The sequence below is a fragment of the Pectobacterium carotovorum genome (genome assembly GCA_016415585.1).
GTDB classification, from domain to species: Bacteria; Pseudomonadota; Gammaproteobacteria; order Enterobacterales; family Enterobacteriaceae; genus Pectobacterium; species Pectobacterium carotovorum_K.
Genome location: CP066552.1, coordinates 2,391,260 through 2,410,194, shown reverse-complemented (window position 1 = coordinate 2,410,194; position 18,935 = coordinate 2,391,260). Strand labels below are relative to the sequence as shown.

Below are 18,935 nucleotides of genomic sequence, written 5' to 3'. Positions count from 1 at the left end.
ATGCTGGCGACGATTACCGATTATAAACAACGCATTACGTTGATTCAGGACAGCGGAATTCAGTTTTTGGATTTTGCCTTAAAGCCGCAGTTTTCGGCTGAGCAGCCTAACCGCTATGTGCGTAAAAGTGCCAACGGCCCTCTGCTGCACCTGCTGTATGATGAACAGTCGGATAAATTCCTGCTGCCTTCTGCCACCGGGATGCCGCCGGAAGTGGTGAAGCCTGAGCTGAGCATTTCGCTTGAGCAATCGCTGAAGCTGCTGGAGAACATTTGGCTGCCGCTGCCCTTCTTCCGCTTTAACCCGCCGCGCACCTTCATGGGCGGGCCGGATAACTGGGCGCGGATGCAAATTCTTGCGTTGGATACACCCGATCAGGACGGCAATACGCACCGTATTTGTCTGGCGTTCGATACCAAAACCTACCCGGAAGGCCACGAGTACGAGTCGCTGGCACCTAATGCCAATGACATCAAAACCGGCGGGAGTTTCGCGCTGGCTTATCACAGCGACGAACTAGGTGAATTCCTTGATGAAACCTGGGTCGACGGCTGGCTGCGCGAAGTCTTTGCTCAGCGGGTTAAAGCGCTGGAAAGCCGTGACAGCCACGATATAAAAGTGGCACTCAGAGGGTTTGAATATCAGGCACATTACCTGAATGTGTTGGATATGCTGGGCAACCAGCTCGAAATACCGGAAATTCGGATCAATACCAGCACGCTGCAGGAACCCGCTGTCAACGTTGACCTGATTTTAGACGTCGGTAACTCGCACACCTGCGGCATTTTAGTTGAGGACCATGCAGACGAAAGCAACGGTCTGAAACAGACCTATGAACTGCAGTTGCGCGATCTGAGCGAGCCACATTATCTGTACAACGAACTGTTTGAGAGCCGCGTTGAGTTTTCACAGGCGAAGTTCGGTAAAGACAACTTCTCCGTAGAAAGCGGACGCGATGACGCGTTCATCTGGCCGTCAATCACCCGCGTCGGGCGCGAAGCCAGCCACATGGCGCTGCTGCGTCAGGGAACGGAAGGATCGAGCGGTATTTCCAGCCCGCGCCGCTACCTGTGGGATGAAGAAAGCTATGCGCCAGGCTGGCGTTTCAGCCAGACGGATGCCCATTCGCAAACCGAACCGCTAGCGACAGCCATGCCGTTGACCATCATGCTGAATGATGAAGGTCAGCCGCTCTACAACCAGCCGCTGGAAGAGCGTTTACCGGTGTTTTCACCGCACTACAGCCGCAGTTCGATCATGACCTTCATGCTCTCTGAACTGCTGGCCCAGGCGCTGATGCAGATAAACAGCGCCGCACAGCGCTTGAAGATGATCCACAGCAGCGCGCCACGCCAGTTGCGAAATATCATTCTGACCCTGCCTTCCGCAATGCCGAAACCCGAGCGTGAAATTTTCCGCCGCCGCATGCATGAAGCGATCGCGCTGGTCTGGAAAGCGATGGACTGGCACCCGATGGATGAGGATTTCACCACGGCAGCCGACAAGCAACTGAGTCGGGTTCCGGTGCCTGACGTGCAAATCGAATGGGATGAAGCCACATGCGGGCAAATGGTTTACCTGTATAACGAAGCGCAGGTGAACTTTGGCGGCCGTGCAGAAGATTTCTTCGCCAGCATGGCGCGTCCGGATAAAGAGCTCGATGAGGGCGAACCCGAGGGCAAAACGCTGCGCATTGCCTCAATCGACATCGGTGGCGGCACCACCGACCTCGCGATTACGCAATATCTGCTCGATGACGGCGTTGGCAACAACGTTAAAATCATTCCCCGCCTGCTGTTCCGTGAAGGCTTTAAGGTCGCGGGTGACGATATCTTGCTGGATGTGATTCAGCTTTACATCCTCCCCGCGCTACAGGCCGCGCTGAAAACCGCCGGAATGGCCAGCCCGGATGCGCTGATGGCGAAGCTGTTCGGCAATGAAGGCCGTATGGACGCACAGCTCACGCTGCGTCAGCAGGTCACGCTACAGGTCTTCATCCCAATTGGTCGCGCGATTCTTGAAGCCTATGAGCGCTTTGATCCGTTGGACACCAGCGCCGAGATCGAATCGACCTTCGGCGAATTGCTGGAACAGGCACCAACGGAAAAAGTGCTGGAATACATCAATACGGAAGTGCAGCGCGAGCTACCGGTCAGCGACAAGGTCTTCGATATTTTGCAAGTGCCGCTGATTCTCAAACTGAGCAAGCTGCACGGCGAATTCCTGTCTAACAAGATGAACATCACGCAGAATCTGCGCCTGATGTCTGAAGTGGTGTCGCTGTATTCGTGCGATGTGCTGCTGCTGACCGGTCGCCCTTCGCGTTTCCCCGGTATTCAGGCGCTGTTCCGCCACCTGCAACCGCTGCCGATTAACCGGATGCTGTCGCTGGATGGCTATCACACCAACGACTGGTATCCGTTTAACAAACGCGGGCGCATCGATAACCCGAAATCCACTGCCGCCGTCGGCGCGATGCTGTGCCTGCTAGCGCTCGATCTGCGCCTGCCGGGCTTTTACTTTAAGGTTGGTGATTTCCAGCCTTATTCCACAGTGCGCTACCTCGGCATGATGGACAGCAGCAACGCGCTGACGCTGGATAACGTTTACTACAGCGATATCGATCTGGATGCGCCGGATTTTGAGCTTGATCCGAAACTCAGTTTCCAGGTGCGTGGCTCACTCTGCCTTGGCTTCCGCCAGTTGGACAACGAGCGCTGGCCTGCGTCCTCACTTTATATGCTCTCAATCGTCGATCAGGATTTGGCGCGTAAAGTCGTCGGCAACAGTAAGCTGCGTGTCCGGCTGGCCGTAACGAAAAGCGACGATCAAGACAGCCCCGAACGCTTTGAGATTGCCGATGCGGTGCTGGAAGACGGCACCCGCGTTCCACCACAGCATTTACGACTCAAATTGAACACATTATCCGCTAACGGTTCAGGTGCGACCCATTATTGGATCGATAGTGGGAGTGTATTTAAAAAATGAAACGATTAACGCCCAAACAGCTCTCTACACGACTTCACGGCCAGCTACAGGCCGTCGCGCAAGGTGTTGAACAGGCCATCGACTGGGTTGAAAGTACCCGCCAGAACGCCCCGCGTCTGGATATCGAAGCCGACCGTCTGATCGTCAAACTGCGCCGTAATCACAATAAAGCGCAGCACCTGTCCGACGTGGCGCAGAAAGAGATCGCCATCGGCTTTTTTGGCCTGTCTCAGGCGGGGAAATCCTATCTGATCGCATCGCTGGCCGGGGGCGAAAACGGCAAGCTGGAAACCGCTTTTGAAGGGCAACAGCTGGATTTTATCGATCACATTAATCCGTCCGATCGCGCAACCGCGCTCGTCACGCGCTTTAGCCGGCAGTCGGGCGTGAAGAACAAATCATTTCCCGTTCAGCTGCAACTGCTCAGCGAACTGGATATCGGCAAGATCATGGCCAACGCGTTTTTAAACGATCTCAATCAAGAGACCACGTTTGAAGAGTTGGACGAGCGCCATATTGCCGAACACATTAAAACGCTGTTGATGCACCGTCAGCCAGAACCCGTTGAAGGGATGAGCCGCGATGAAGTCGTCGAACTCTGGGACTATCTCGCGCGTCACGATGTTAAACGGCAAAAACAGCTGGAAGCCCATTTCTGGCCAGTTGCGATTGAATTAGCGCCTTATCTCACCGTTGACGATCGCGCCCAACTCTTTTCCGTACTATGGGGCGAGCTGAATTCGCTGACCACCACCTATCGTCATTTCAGCCACACGCTGCAACATCTGGCCGGTACGCGTAAGCTGTTAGCGCCGCTGCGGATACTGGTGGATGATGAGTTAAATCCGGCAGACGGTCTGATCGACGGTTCTGCGCTGGAACGCTTGCACAGCGCCGACGATCCCGGCGTGCTGGTGCGGCCGGTTCAGAATGGCCGTGCAGGGAAAACGACGGAGCTTTCGCTGGCTGAGTTAACGATGCTGACGGCGGAGCTGCTTATCCCGCTGCATTTGCCGCCTAAGGAAGCGCTGTTCGAGCAGGTTGATGTGCTGGATTTCCCCGGTTTTGGTGAGATCCGTGAAACGCAGGATGAACCATCAGTAAAACGTCAAAATACACAGCATCCACTGGCGCACACGCTATTGCGGGCGAAACGCGCCTATCTGCTGGAGCGCTATACCGATAATCAGGAAATGAACGTACTGATGGTATGCAGCGCAGCAGGCAACCGCGCCGACGTTAAAGTGGTCGGCAAGGCGCTGGATCATTGGGTTAAACAAACGCAGGGCGAAAATGCGCAGGTTCGTAGTCACCGTAAACCGGGGTTGATTTGGGCGGTTACCCGCCACGATCGACGTATTACGCACGGGAAAAACTATGATGCCGCAGTACAGCGCTATGTGGGTAATCCGGGCGACGCTTGGGGAACGATGCTAGCGATGGATAAACGCGGTGTAGCACGCATGGCAACGTGGCTGGGCGCGGAAGTGCACCGGGAAGTAAAACTAGGACGCATTGGCGAACAGCTTAGCGAGCTTCAACGTGAACTCAGCGATAACCTGCTGGGCAACTGGTATCTACCCGTTGATGTTGACGATCCGGCAGAAAAACAGCGCATCGCAGAGACCTTGCTCAAATCGCTCCAGACCCGCACCGGCGTGCACGGAGAGCTGCTGGAACGGCTTCTACCTTCGCGTGATGAGCTGCGCCGTTTATATCTGCAACAGAAAGGGGCAAGCTATGGCGGTTTCCACGCCGATGCCGAAGACCTTTCTGCCCCGTCGGTCAATAGCGATCCTTTTGGTATCGGGATCGAAATCGATCTGTTTGCCGATGAACCGATCGCGATCGATCAGCCTGCACCACCGATGTTGACGATCGACCACAGTTATGAGGCAGATTACGCACACGGCGTTTATCGTTACTGGATTAACTATCTACGTGGCCTGCCGGAAAATGCCCCACTTCTCGATTTGCTAAACGTGCCGAAAGCGACGATCGAGATGCTGGTCGAAGAATTGATTACCGGCAGCATCCGTTTGCGGATCGAAGAGGCGCTGGTCGATATGCTAGTCGATGGTGAACAACTGGGCATCAACCGCGAGAATAAAGCTGACCGTCAGGTTTCGCGTGTGCTAACCATTCTCGGTGACTTCGTTGCCTGGCTCGGCTTCCAGCAGCTTGATGAATCCTTGCGCCCTGCCAGCCGCATTAATCGTGGTCATAAAATTTTCGCTAAACCCGAAAAACAGACGGTCAGCTTTGGGGCTTCACAGCGCTTAACCAAGCTATCGCTGACGCCCACCAACAACACGGCGTTTTATATCTATGACTGGCTGGTTGGCCTGAATGAGATGATTATCCAGAATGCAGGTTACTCCGCTGCACGAGAAGTCAGCGCGGAACAGCGCGAACAGCTGGGCACCATTCTGGCGTTGATTAAACCCGCTGAGAAATAGCGTCCCCCCCGCTGTCGATTCAAGAAAAATGGCGTAACATTGTTACTGGTTTGTGCGCCATATTTTCTTTTTTCTGCACAATACAAGGTTTGGAGGACAAATCAATTAATTTTAAGACTGGCATTAGTTAACTATTGGCGAAGAGAGATACATAGCGTAAATATATAATACTCTCTTTGTGATTTTTAGAACAAAAAAATATCATACCCATTAACATTTCAATATTTATATTGATAGATATCGTATGCTGATTTAATTTCCCCTATAAATATTTAAATAATCAAACATAACCATGTCGAAATAAAAGATATGGGAAATTCAAACCCCATTCTAAATTGAATGGCTATCCGATTTTTTATTAAATAAATAATATAAAAACCAAAGACTTTATTTATCAACGTTCGGATTTATTGATATTAAATTATAAAACATGCTATTAAAATGTCAGTGACAGAAAAAAATGAAAATATTGAAGCAAGGGATAATATCAGGAATGAACGAATATCAAGTCAGTTTACCGTCCTAAGTTGAAAATTTGCAATAACCTTACCACATTTGATGGTGACCGACTTACAACTTTGCCGCTTTCTTAGAAAAAACATCTACCACTCGTTCCGGCAGGGGCTGGAATTTAGACTGTTGAACCGAAAAAGAGGGATACAGAAAGTTAGGTAATTCCAGCGCAGAACTCAGTAATTATACCGAAAACCTGAATTTCAGCGATAATAATTGGCTATTTACCACGATTTCTTTTTATACTGCGCCATATGAAAAACAAGTAGCCAGGCAATAATATTATGATTGATTTACTCCTACCATTAACGGATATACACCGCCATTTGGATGGTAATATCCGCGTTCAGAGTATTCTGGAGCTCGGACACCAGTACGATGTAGCATTACCTGCCCACGATCTTGAAACGCTTCGTCCTCACGTTCAGGTCACCAAGAATGAACCTGACCTTGTGAGCTTTTTACAAAAACTCGACTGGGGCGTGGCTGTGCTCGGTTCACTGGACGCCTGTCGTCGTGTCGCTTATGAGAACGTTGAAGATGCAGTGAAAGCCGGGTTAGATTACGCCGAACTGCGTTTCTCTCCCTATTATATGGCGATGAATCATAAACTTCCGGTTGCTGGCGTGGTGGAAGCGGTAATCGACGGCATTACTGCGGGTTGCCGTGATTTCGGTACCGACATCCGCCTGATTGGCATCATGAGCCGGACATTCGGCACTGAAGCCTGCCAGCAAGAGCTGGATGCCCTACTGTCCCAGCGTGACCACATCGTCGCAATCGATCTGGCTGGCAATGAGCTAGGGCATCCTGGCGCTCTATTCGTTTCCCACTTCCGACAGGCTCGTGATGCTGGTTGGCACATTACGGTTCACGCGGGTGAAGCAGCTGGGCCGGAAAGTATCTGGCAGGCGATCAATCATCTGGGCGCAGAGCGCATCGGACATGGCGTAACCGCCATTATCGATCCTCGCCTGATGACGCATATGGCTGAGCATGGAATCGGCATTGAATCCTGCCTGACCTCTAACATTCAAACCAGTACAGTGGAATCTCTGGATAAACATCCTCTGATCCACTTCCTGCGTTATGACATTCCCGCCACCATCAACACCGACGATCCTGCAGTTCAAGGTATCGAGATCCGTCATGAATATGAGGTCGCCGCACCACTTGCTGGCCTGACAGTGGTTGAAACCCGCAAAGCACAGGAAAACGGCCTGAACATTGCGTTTATCAGCGAGCAGGAAAAGCAGCAACTGCGTGAAAAGGTTCTGCGTAAACGCGGTGCCGTGGAGTAGCGTCAAACCGATAGCGCACGAAAAAACGGCTAACCCTTGTTAGCCGTTTAGATGAAGGCAATTCATATTTTAATAGCGAAAAGATTTAAAGCACCTGAATTTCCTCGCCTGTCAAAATAAATATATCGTTCGTTTCCGTACGGTCGGGCTAAGTTTCAGCCCAGGCCGTGGCACTTATTTAAAGCTCGGAAATCTCTCTGACCATAATGGCTACCGTATCAGGGTTATTCAACAACAATAGTCCCTTAAGATAGGGATCTTTTTTAAAGATGAGTTGAAGATTATGAGACGTTACCAAATTGTCGATCAGAAATTCACGATATGCGGGATGACTTGAGAGATAAATTTTACTTAAATCAATAAATTTTTTATCCATAATATCCCTCGCTATATTCATTTCCAATTGTACGATAGCATTTTTAATCGGTACAAGATTACCAGAGTTATCGGTCTTGATATAAGCATAATCGTGTTTATCCCCCGTCGCATGCGCTGCTTCGTGGATAATGGTATCTTTAATCAGGTTAATATAGTATTTTTTTTCATTCACATTTTCTATTGGATTAGAAATAGTACTAAAATGTTCAGGGATAATAAATGCATTGAGTATTATTCTATCAAGAGGATCGCTAGGCATCGTAACTCCAGCAACTACGCCTCCCTCCATACCGACATTCTCTCTAACATCCCTAACTGCCAAAAGGATATTCTCAGAACTTTTCTCATTTAAAACAGTGCTAATTCGTTCTATTTTTTTATTTATCGTTTTTAAAAAAAATTCGACAGCTTTTTTTCCCGAGATACCCACGTTATTGATAATATAATCACGAACCTTACTTTCTTTTTTGGAAATTGATAATTTTAATGCGCTAATTGCGTCTTTTAAAGCTGTATTACAAACATCAGTAATTGTATTAAACTCTTTTTTTTCCATAGCAGAGCCAAGCGTCAACAATGTTACCTCTCCATTACCAGGAAAATGTTTTCCCATCTCTGAATTCATTACATCATTAACATGATTTAGTGGATAAATAATTTTCTTCCCGCTTTTATTAAAAAGTTTTTCTACCTCTGGAATTTCTTTATAACTTTCCAACCTAGAAGGCAATTTTTCAAAATCATTAAAAGTAATTTTTTTTCCGTTAAAAATATTACTCTGCCATTTTAGCAACTTATTTGATACTTCTGGGGTTATACCCAAAATTAACTCTTGTGCCTCTGAAGGCATGCTCATAAGAAGCTCTTCGGAATCATATTTCTTTACAAGACAAACATCTGCAATAGCAACAGATTCATCAATCTCTCCATTTTCTTTTTTACCACGAATATATATATAAGCTGGGGCTATTTCTGATGAACTATGCGGGGCATCAATAGCATGAAAATAAAGATTATCTTTGTAAAGAAAATATAATTCATGTTCCGATCCTTTCTTTTTATATATTGATGCCATGCCGTCCAATGGTTCAAGTATTTCTTCTGGATTGTCTATTTTGACAGCATGTTCTTTATTTATTTTCAGTCTGTTTTTTAACATTGTAGATTGAGAATAAGGTAAATCACATAAAGGAATAACTTGTCTCTTAGAAAGACAACTTCTATTTTTAGATTCTTTATATTCATGAGCGCCATTTTTAGTTAGGCTCTTTTGCAAATAATATGTATTACTTCTATCATTTTTATATACTACGACAGATTGCCCCATGTATTTATCATCACCGAGATGATAAGCATCATATCCCATCTTTCTTACCTTAACGAGAGAATTTCCTATATTAAAATAGTCTTCGTTTTCAAAATTAATTGCACCAGAGATTCTTGTAGAATGTGACATCTCTTTTATATTTTCATTATTTATGTCTTGTAACAATCCAGTGTCAAATGTTTTAATTTCATTTATTATGGTCTCATCTAAAAAAACTCCGTTCTCAAAAACTTTTGATTGATGATCTATAATTTCCACTCTACTCATGGAAATAATACCATCTTCTCTTCTTCTTACATGGTATTCCCCACCAACCTTATTAGATTTATAATTCGCAAGAGGCAATATATCTAAATCGCCCTCAATATACGATGATCCTGAATTGTCCATTTTCAACAAAAAATATTGATTGTCTATTTTTAAATAATGATTCCCCTCGCTGTCAAATTGAATATCCCTCCCTAATGTCATTGGGCTAACATCACCATGTTTTATATTCTTACTAACTAACTTATTTTTAACATATTCATTTTCTTTTATATATCCTACAATAGCTTCATCCAAGGCTGGTGATGTTTCCCCCTCAAATCTCCACCGTCCACCGTTAAAAACAATTGGAATTAAATGCTCGCCATCTATTTTATTTATATTTTTTTGTACTAAATATCTATAATCACGATCGTTAAATTTAATTTCTTTAACACTCGTAAATTTAATTCCCCTCTCTGTTATAAGAAGAGGGACAAATAACCCATCTTTATTGGCTAAAATCAATGCGTCATTATAAAATTCTGGTGAGCTGTTTTTTATATACGTAATTTCTGATTTATCACCAAGAGCTTTATAGGCATTAGTAATCATTTTATTAATTCTAAAATCAAATTCATGATCAGCCTTTATTACCCAATGATCCGTATAATCTAGGAAATTTTTATCATTTTTATCAAAAAAATGACCATATTTTTGAACAACCTCAACTAATTTAGGTGGCTGTTCGGTTTCAATATATATTTTGCCATTTTTAATTTTAATCCCCTCTAACATTTCTTCTATTTCTTTTACCTCCTCCCCTTTTTCTATTTGTTCAATATGAGATGTAGGTAAAGTTAAAAAAAGCCCAACAAATAACGAATTCATCTCGTCTAAAAGACCTTCCACACTATCTATGTTTATATTTTTCTTATCGATTTGATCAGCAATCAGATTAATTAAATATGCTGCTACTTTACTTCCAGCAAGTAAATTTGCGTAAACAACATTAGTTGAGAATAAAAAATTCATGAATGATTCTATTCCACTTGCAATTTTAAAGATAGTACCGTCATCTTCGCATCCTTTACTTAAGTAACCATACTTAAAAGCGATACTTCCCTCATTAATTACGCTGGCAATAGGACTCATCAATGTCCTGCTTACAACTCTCATTTTATCTGTAAAAGTCAAATTCTCTCTTTCATCATAACATTCTAAAAGATATTCAATTTTCACATCATCAATTTCAGTAGTACTTTCTTTATCTACATGTTCATTATTTTTTGGCAAGTTAACTCTTTTATTTATGTGCACAAATACATTATTTGAGTTATTTTTATTCGTCAACATCCATTCATTTTTATTATTACTTTTATTCAATATTTCTTCCCTTTTTTTTTTGTATGGAAATATATCATCTTGTTTATCAAAATTCGCCACAAAAGTATCTACAAAAACCATATCCTCTTTACCAACATTAGCTGCAATACGCCATAAACCACCCAACACATCTTCTTTCAAAAAATATGCATCCTCATTTGAAATAAGCTTATCTTCTTTCCATTTTATTATAAAACGTTCTAGTCTACGTATATATAACATAAGAAATCTTATGTTTTTTTCTTCGACTGTTCTGTCTTGACTTAAATCAAAATAATCAGCCAACTCATTGTAAATAGTGTGGAGTTCACTTCTAATTTTTTCACAACGCATTGGTTGTAAAATAACATCAATAATATTTTTCTTGATAAGCGAATTATCAATGAAAAGTTCTTTAATATTTCGCTTAGATCGATTCTCGTTTGCACTACCCAAATAATCAACAGTACTATACTTAAGGTCTGGAGTAGGGGGAGTATTTATTATTTTCGGATTTTTTTCATATTCCTCATTTGAAATATCACAAAATTTTAAAGATTTCACTGTCGAAACATCAGTCAATTTATCAATTTCTCTATACTGGTCACTATATCCATTACCTGCATCAGTGCTGTTATACTGGTCATAAAATGGAGGCATGGGCGGTGTCATTTTTGTCGCTATAACGTCACTCACATCGGTGCTTGTACTGTTATTTTTCCGCGCAAAGTACATAGTGGCGCTCCCCGCAGCCCCCCCTAAAAGTAGACCTCCGACAATGGCCTGTTTAGGGGTTAAACGAATACGACACGCTTGTCTGTCGCTGCTTGAATTTGCTTGTGTGATATTTTCACAATTTTTCATTATTTGTTTGCCTTGTAGGCAAACTTTATCGAGCTCTGCGAGTTCTACGTCCTCCTCTTTGCGTAATGATGGTGCCAGGGATGGAAATATCTTCCTCAGATTTGATATAAACCCACCATGATGCTGGGTGTTTTTATTGGTTTTTGTACAAACTGAAAACTGTTCGGATGAAGATGATATTGATGAAATAGCGTTATTCGACAGGCAAGTTTGTTCTTCTTTATCATTTGGAGAAGAATATTGATAACTTTCGCCGATCAAAGGCCGGTGGCTATTGTTAGGTTCAAGCATAATTAAAGACGCCTTTATAAAATTAGAGTAATGGTTTACGTTAATTTATTATTCATATAGAAAATAGTGTTGCTTTATCAAAATCTTTATCGTCAAGGACAAGATAGATATAAAGTGGAAGTGAGTCTATAGAAAAGAGTAAAGTGAGGATTAAAATCATCGTTTATTGATAACAACACAATGCCGTATATTATTATCGATTTTTACCTAGGGAAATATTACGCTAATTTTTAGTGTAGGCAAAAAATTCAAAAATTCGCAATCAAATACCTGCAATCAAAACGCGGCTGCAGAGCAGCCGCAATGATAAACACTATTCTCACCCGAGCGCGCTTAACATTTTTTTTCGTTCAACTGGTTTTCAGATCTCGCATAACGCTGTGCCAACGCAGCGCAGACCATCAGTTGAATTTGGTGGAAAATCATCAGCGGCAGCACCATCGCACCGACAGCCGCGGCAGGGAATAGCACGTTTGCCATTGGAATCCCATTCGCCAAGCTTTTCTTCGAACCGCAGAACACGATGGTGATTTCATCGGCCGTGTTAAAACCCATCTTACGTGCAACCAGCGTATTCACCACCAGCACCATCGCCAGAAGCACTATCGAACAACCGACGACGGCGAGTAATGACCAGACGTTGATCTGCCCCCAAATCCCCTGCACAACCGCCTCGCTAAAGGCGACATACACCACCAAAAGAATCGATGACCGGTCAGTAATATTAATCAGCTTACGGTGACGTTCAACCCACTTGGCAATCAACGGGCGAGACAGATGCCCTATCACGAAAGGCACCATTAACTGCATGATAATAGAGCCAATAGCATGCAGCGTATCCGTTTCTCCCCCTTGAGTATGCATCAGCAAACCGACCAGAATCGGCGAGAGAAACACGCCCAAAATACTGGATGCCGAGGCACTACAAATCGCCGCAGCGACGTTACCTCCGGCCATTGAGGTATAAGCAATGGCCGACTGCACCGTAGCCGGTAGCGCACACAGATAGAGGAACCCCAGATACAAGGTCGGCGTCAGCACCACGGGCGACAGCATACTCATGCCCATTCCCAGCAGCGGAAACAGAATAAACGTGCTGGCAAATACTACCAGATGCAAACGCCAGTGCCCCATGCCAGTAGTAATCGCTTCGCGCGATAGCTTCGCTCCGTGCATAAAGAACAGCAGAGCAATCGCCGCAGTTGTCAGATGCTCAAAGAAAACCTTCACGGAGCCTTCAGCAGGAAGAATCGACGCTGTCACCACCACGAGAATCAGAACCAATAAAAATTTATCAATGCGTAATCGTTGTAACCACCCCATACCCGACACCTTTCTCCTGGCTTGTTATTAGCCGAATGAACACCCTAACAAGACGGGCGATTTAAAATCGCCCGTTTAAACAAACCATTAACTATCTGGAATAAAACACGCTAAATCTAGCTATTTTTCACCGTGACAGCTTTTTTCTGCTCGTGGGAAAGTAGCCCTAGTTCGATCAGTTCCATCACCTGAATCGCCTGATGCACGCTGACGGGGTTGTCGCCTTTACCGAGCAGCGCATCGCGCACGGCAGCATAGTAAGCCGGATAATTACCCGGAATCGTGGCGATCGTTTGCTCCGCCGTTATGCCATCACGCGACAGTGTCAACACGCCATCGTGCTTATCCTGTCCCCAGCCAGCCAGCGGTGGGCGTTCGCCCGTTTTCAGGCGATCTTCCTGTGGGTCAAGACCGTATTTTACAAAGCTGCCGCGTGTGCCATGCACGGTATAGCGGGCAGAAGCCGCCGCCGCCAGCATGCTGGCGTGCAGGACAACCCGACGTTGCGGGTAAATCAGCGTCGCGTGGAAATAATCTATTGCCTTACTCCCAGGTCTCAACCGTGCCATATCCACCTGAATCGCCACCGGCAAGCCAAACAGCTCCAGCGCTTGATCCAACAAGTGCGGCCCAAGATCGTACCAAATCCCGCTCCCTTCACTGCCGTCTTCACGCCAGCGCTGGCGGACCTCGGGGCGGAAGCGATCGAAATGTGACTCCATATACACCACATTTCCTAACGTTCCCGCCGCCAGCAGCTGTTTCAGCGTCAGAAAATCACTGTCCCAACGGCGGTTATGGAAAACAGAAAGCATTTTTCCGACGCGGTCGGCTATAGCGCCCAAATCGTATGCTTGTGACAACGTCACCGTAAAAGGTTTATCGACGACGACATGCTTGCCCGCTTCCAGCGCCTGCTTCGCCAGCGGGAAGTGTGTATCATTGGGGGTAGGAATGACTATGAGGTCAATATCGGGATCGTTAAATAACGCCTGAGGGTCTTTCTCTACTCGCAGATTTGCCCAATCTGCATGCACTTTTTCAGCACTGCTGCTGGACACTGCCACCAGTTCCATACCTGCCGTCCCTGCAATTAACGGCGCGTGGAATGTCTTACTGGCATAGCCATACCCCAGCAGCCCAACACGAATGGTCTCACTCATAACAAACTCTCTTAGCTTATTTTGCTCTGTGATTTCTCACTCAGTATATACCTGTCATCTACCAGAGTGCAGTAAGCGAGTACCATTCAAAATTTTGTCATACTTGTCACTTAACAGAAACATCAGCGTAATGAAGGGTCAACACGCTATCGAGCGCAATATTCTATTTTAGTTGAATTTTTGGTTAATTTTATGAAGATCCCCCGTTTTAAAAAGCGGGGGATTTAGGCGACATGCAGCTCCAAGCATTTAACTTATTTAGAACAGATAACGCGCACCCAAAGTGAATTCATTGGACACCAGACGCGCTTTCATTTGTTCGTCTTTCAAGCCTCGAGCATTGGTAAAGTTGTTGTAGCCGCTTTCGATTTTTCCCATATCAACATAGCGATAACCCAAGTCGATATTAAGATTTTCCAACAGTGCATAGCTAGCCCCCGCACCGATGGCATAGGTGAGGCTGCTATTAGTATTAGAGGCATATTCACGCGCCGTCGTTCCTTGCCAGCCGCCAGCTTTGATTTTACTGACGCCAAGCCCCAGCGTGCCATACAGAGAAATATGATAGCCTAATGAATAATCACGGTAGACATTGAACATCATGCGTTCGACATCGGTTTGCAAGTGATTAAAACTGCTAGAGAACATGGTGGAACCGCTGGTGTATTCTGTTTTTTGCTTAAAAACATACTCTGCCTCTGTTCGCCAACCATTGCCGAACTGATACCCTGCTGCAATGGCAGCTGTGCCCAAATGTTCCTTTTCCTCACCGCTAACAAACTGCCCGACACCAGGACGGCTGCTCGTATCCATTTCTTTAGCCCGCTGTTCGATCTGCAAATATTTCGCCGTAGCGTAATAACCGGCAGGGAAATCGTCAGCCATGACACTGCCAGAGACTAAGATCGGCAGGCATGCCAGTAAAACAGATTTACTATTCATTTATTTCTCGCTAAGAAAAAGTGATCACTATTAATCGGCATTTAGATCGTTCTGATTATTTTTCAATGCATCGAGCGCACACTGTTGATCCAAATTCCCGCCAGGTGCACCACCCACACCAATCGCGCCGATGGTTTCCTCGCCCAATTTCACCGGTACTCCACCAGCCAGCAGCAAAAATCCTGGGATATCACGTAAGTTGGCTGCACCCGCGTTAGCCTGTGCGCTCTTCATGGCATTTTCAGTGGTATTGCGGATTGTGAGCGCGGTAAATGCTTTCAACCGGCTAGCCTCCACAGTATGTGGGCCAGCGTTGTCCATTCGTTTGATAACCAGAGGAACACCAGCGCGATCGACGACGGTCACAGCGACATTATAATTATTCGCGCCGCATGCCTGAATAGCGCTTTGCGCTAGCTTATTTGCCACATCAAAGGAAAGATTTTTTTGGGTTAGAATACCGCTGGCCACGCTGGAGAATGACGTCATACCACCGATTAAAATGGCTACTGAAATTATGCGTTTCATTTGAGTCTTATCCTTAATTTATTCCTTACGGGAACTAAGGATAATAAAAGTCAAAACTTCAACAGACCATTGGTAAAACCACCCATCAAGCTAGGTGGTTTTACCTAAATAACACCCTATTCTGGCAACCTTATTGCTTTTTTAGCAACGCAAGTTCCCCATAGAGACTCATCAATTTAGGCAGTGAATTAACCTCAAGTTTGGCAAATAGATTAGCGCGATGCGCCTCGATAGTTCGCGGTGAAAGCGAAAAGTTCCGCGCAATCTCTTTACTTGAGCACCCCTGCATACTCAGTTCAAAGACGTCATTCTCACGGGTAGTCAATGTGGCGAGCCGATTTTGCATCAATTGCAATTTTTGCAATTGCCTCTGTAATTTCTCTTGCTGTTCCAATGCACACCCAACGACGTCAAACAGTAAATCCGCATCAATCGGTTTGGTTAGAAACTCGAAAGCCCCACTTTTGAAGGCCCGTCTACAGAGATCAACATTGGCGTGGCCTGTCATGATAATCACTGGAATTTCCAGTCCCTGCTGTTTCCATTCATCAAACAGCGCAAGCCCTGTTTTACCAGACATCCTGATGTCCAGTAACATGCAACCCGTTAGCACATGTAATTCCCCCGCGCTCTGCAGGAAGGATTGGGCATTGTCATAAGTTTTCGTCATCCAACCAACAGTACCTAATAGCACGCTAAGCGAGGAACGGATCTCCGGTTCATCATCAATCAAATGGATATACTGTGTCATCATCGCTCCTGAGAAGATATCGGCAACCAGATCTTGAAGCAAGCACCCTGTCCCGTATTGGAGGCCTCTATAGTACCGTTAAGGCGCTGTACTAACGCGTCTGTCAGAGCCATCCCCAGCCCGATTCCGTTGGCACGCGTAGTGAAAAATGGCATGAACACCTGTTGCAAAGCTTGCTCTGATAACCCAATGCCGCCGTCAGTAATGGTTAATGTTATGCCGCTACCTGTTGCACCAGCTTCTAATGTGATCCAAGCCGTGCAGGGGCTGTTACTGAGTTGTGCTTGTAGCGCATTATTGACAATGTTGTGTAAAATTTGTTCTATCCACAGCGGAGGGGCAAACAGCACAGGTAGGTTATCTGGGATGCAGCAACTGATTTTAACCTTTGCGCTACGAATCTCATTGTCCAACAACATCAGTACGCGAACCCAAAGCCGACTCAGCGAAACAGGCTGATAGTCGGCCTGCTCACTGGTCAACTTCTGGCGAAATTGCTGTAGCAACGAATCCGTGCGTTTAATTTGTACTACAGCGGATTCGAGCAACTGTGGCAATGATTTAGTGCGCTGTTGCTGCAATAAGCGTAAAGCTGTCTGGTTATAGCTTAAAATAGCAGTGAGGGGTTGATTAAGCTCATGGACAATACCAGCGGTTAGCTCTCCCAGAGTATTCAGTCGTGTTAGTTCAGTATAATGAGCACGTAAATCAGCAATATCCCGCCGACGTTTATTCGCATAGTATTGGCCGACTAAGTACAGCCCCCCTCCCCAAAACAGCGCAGGGGACGCAATAACAATCCAAGGCAGTACCGCCCAGTTAGGATTATCGCCTACCACGAGCATAAATGGCTGAGACTGGCTGGCAATAACCTTATTCCACTGCCAATAATACGGATGGTTCGCTACGCCCCGTTCGAATAATGGCTTGTTGTTCCACAGTATGGCCAAATGACAGAACGCATTTTTTCCCGCAATATCTCCGATCAGGCTATTAAGATCGATCAACAACGACTGGTTATCGGCATTGATCCAGTAGCGTCCATTTTGCTCGATGACGATCGGGCGCCGCGGCTCAATATTTGAGTGTGGCCGCCAGCGAATGATTTGTGGAAAAATATTCTGCACTTCCCAGCCGTGCCGACTTACTGACAAAAGCGGCATAATCGCGTCATGCTGCGATAATTTCACCGTGACATCGTGGTAAATAATGTGGAAATCGTTACTTTTCTCTTCGTATTGCAGATGCAAAGAATAGGCTATCACTCCGCAGCTAGACAGCAGAGTGAGCAGTAACCAGCCTATAATTTTGCACATACCTAATCTGTATCCTGCGCTACATTTGATGTTCTGGCATGGCGTCAGCACTAGGGGTTATAAGATGAGAGGTGAAACATCAATACAGCATAGCGAGCAGCCACCACGAAGCTCTTACTCATGTAGTTCCCCTTAGCTTATTTTATTTTGTCGTTTCTGACTTCAGTATATATCCGTCATCCGCCAGATTACGGGGAGTAACAACAGCCAGAGGGGATTTGTCTCGTTTTTTGATATATCAGTCGCTTATCACATTCAGTATTCGCTCTCCCCACGTTCCTGGCAGCGTTTTGGCCGCCGGATAGTTGATTTCACTGCTGCGACGACGGAAATCGCTGGGGCTGACGCCGACCCGTTTACGGAACACGCGTGAGAAATACAGCTGGTCGTCATACCCCACCACGCGGCCAATGATGGCGATAGATTCCTGCGTTGTCTGCAATAATAGCTTGGCGCGAATCACGCGCTGATCTTCACGCCAGCGTAGAATATTAATACCCACCTGCTCACGGAACAGATGCGCCAGCCGCGACGGCGACAGGCAAACGTGCCGCGCCACTTCATCAATACGCAGTTCTCCGGCCAGATTGCTGGTAATAAACTGGCAGGCCTCTATCACACGCGGATCCATGATCTTCTGCGGGCTTTGCGGATCTTCTTCCATCGCGCGGAGCAACAGACGCTCCAGCAGATTCATACCCAACTCTTCGGAAAAACGACGTCCGGAACGCTGCGTCTGCTCGATATTGGCAAATAGCCTGTCGAATTCCAGCAGCAGTTGGTTATTCGGCAGGCTCATGCGACCAATGCCGCTGCTTTTGGTATGCCATTCCAGCCAGTCGGCCCAGTAGGCGCGCGGACGAAAATAGACCCAGCGGTGATACCAGCAATCGCTGCTCGGCGATCGACCATAAAAATGCTTCGATTTCGGCGGGAACAACAGCAGGTCACCGGGATTACAGAAAAAGGTCTCATCACCATCAAAGACCTGACCTTGTCCTTTCATGGTGAGGTTAATGATGTAGCCTTTCATCCCATCGGGACGATCGATAAAGAAGTCGAGCGGCCCTTCTGCCAGAATCGGCGTCAGACCTGCCACAAGGTAAGCGTTGAACGAATATCCCGGCAGCAGCGGATTAGGCTGAGATTCATGCGCCATACGGTGATACATCGAGCCTCC

At 46.1% G+C, this 18,935-nt stretch carries 11 protein-coding genes; 3 read left to right on the top strand and 8 right to left on the bottom strand.

Translation table 11 applies throughout. From position 1 onward, the window contains the following. The 3 genes from JFY74_10650 to add all read left to right on the top strand — a co-directional run bounded on the left by JFY74_10650 (position 1) and on the right by add (position 7,261). Entirely contained in the window at positions 1-2,988 is a 2,988-nt protein-coding gene (locus JFY74_10650) for a virulence factor SrfB (GenBank protein ID QQG26617.1), read from the top strand. After that, positions 2,985-5,447: a virulence factor gene (locus JFY74_10645; protein ID QQG26616.1), complete on the top strand. Its 2,463-nt coding sequence runs from the start codon at positions 2,985-2,987 to the stop codon at positions 5,445-5,447. Before JFY74_10650 ends, JFY74_10645 begins: the two co-directional genes overlap by 4 nt. Positions 5,448-6,244: 797 nt before the next feature. Continuing rightward, positions 6,245-7,261, top strand: a complete 1,017-nt coding sequence (gene add / locus JFY74_10640; protein QQG26615.1) for an adenosine deaminase — start codon at positions 6,245-6,247, stop codon at positions 7,259-7,261. Positions 7,262-7,439: 178 nt separating this feature from the next. On the opposite strand, the gene JFY74_10635 is transcribed toward add, so the two are convergent. The 8 genes from JFY74_10635 to araC form a co-directional block, all read right to left on the bottom strand. Continuing rightward, complete coding sequence (locus JFY74_10635) at positions 7,440-11,732, bottom strand: hypothetical protein (GenBank protein QQG26614.1); 4,293 nt, start codon at positions 11,730-11,732, stop codon at positions 7,440-7,442. 333 nt (positions 11,733-12,065) lie between these two features. Further along, entirely contained in the window at positions 12,066-13,055 is a 990-nt protein-coding gene (locus JFY74_10630; protein QQG26613.1) for a bile acid:sodium symporter, read from the bottom strand. 116 nt (positions 13,056-13,171) lie between these two features. Beyond that, positions 13,172-14,218, bottom strand: coding sequence for an oxidoreductase (locus JFY74_10625; protein ID QQG26612.1), 1,047 nt, complete (start codon positions 14,216-14,218; stop codon positions 13,172-13,174). Positions 14,219-14,476: 258 nt separating this feature from the next. After that, positions 14,477-15,160 carry a porin family protein gene (locus JFY74_10620; GenBank protein QQG26611.1) on the bottom strand — a complete coding sequence of 228 codons (684 nt, stop codon included), beginning with the start codon at positions 15,158-15,160 and terminating at the stop codon, positions 14,477-14,479. Between the two features lie 30 nt (positions 15,161-15,190). After that, on the bottom strand, positions 15,191-15,688 hold the full coding sequence (locus JFY74_10615) for a heme-binding protein (protein ID QQG26610.1): 498 nt from the start codon (positions 15,686-15,688) through the stop codon (positions 15,191-15,193). A 130-nt stretch (positions 15,689-15,818) separates the two neighbouring features. Further along, a complete protein-coding gene (locus JFY74_10610; GenBank protein QQG26609.1) occupies positions 15,819-16,439 on the bottom strand; it encodes a response regulator transcription factor in 621 nt (206 codons plus the stop codon). Further along, on the bottom strand, positions 16,439-17,755 hold the full coding sequence (locus JFY74_10605) for a sensor histidine kinase (protein ID QQG26608.1): 1,317 nt from the start codon (positions 17,753-17,755) through the stop codon (positions 16,439-16,441). Before JFY74_10605 ends, JFY74_10610 begins: the two co-directional genes overlap by 1 nt. Positions 17,756-17,993: 238 nt before the next feature. Then, positions 17,994-18,926, bottom strand: coding sequence for an arabinose operon transcriptional regulator AraC (gene araC, locus JFY74_10600; protein QQG26607.1), 933 nt, complete (start codon positions 18,924-18,926; stop codon positions 17,994-17,996). Between the last annotated feature and the right edge of the window lie 9 nt (positions 18,927-18,935).

Excerpts from the sequence above, each read along its gene's own strand:
- JFY74_10645 (QQG26616.1), top strand. The coding sequence starts at position 2,985 with ATGAAACGATTAACGCCCAAACAGCTCTCTACACGACTTCACGGCCAG.
- JFY74_10620 (QQG26611.1), bottom strand. The coding sequence starts at position 15,160 with ATGAATAGTAAATCTGTTTTACTGGCATGCCTGCCGATCTTAGTCTCT.
- JFY74_10615 (QQG26610.1), bottom strand. The coding sequence starts at position 15,688 with ATGAAACGCATAATTTCAGTAGCCATTTTAATCGGTGGTATGACGTCA.
- JFY74_10605 (QQG26608.1), bottom strand. The coding sequence starts at position 17,755 with ATGTGCAAAATTATAGGCTGGTTACTGCTCACTCTGCTGTCTAGCTGC.
- araC (QQG26607.1), bottom strand. The coding sequence starts at position 18,926 with ATGTATCACCGTATGGCGCATGAATCTCAGCCTAATCCGCTGCTGCCG.
- JFY74_10630 (QQG26613.1), bottom strand. The coding sequence starts at position 13,055 with ATGGGGTGGTTACAACGATTACGCATTGATAAATTTTTATTGGTTCTG.
- add (QQG26615.1), top strand. The coding sequence starts at position 6,245 with ATGATTGATTTACTCCTACCATTAACGGATATACACCGCCATTTGGAT.
- JFY74_10610 (QQG26609.1), bottom strand. The coding sequence starts at position 16,439 with ATGACACAGTATATCCATTTGATTGATGATGAACCGGAGATCCGTTCC.
- JFY74_10635 (QQG26614.1), bottom strand. The coding sequence starts at position 11,732 with ATGCTTGAACCTAACAATAGCCACCGGCCTTTGATCGGCGAAAGTTAT.
- JFY74_10650 (QQG26617.1), top strand. The coding sequence starts at position 1 with ATGCTGGCGACGATTACCGATTATAAACAACGCATTACGTTGATTCAG.
- JFY74_10625 (QQG26612.1), bottom strand. The coding sequence starts at position 14,218 with ATGAGTGAGACCATTCGTGTTGGGCTGCTGGGGTATGGCTATGCCAGT.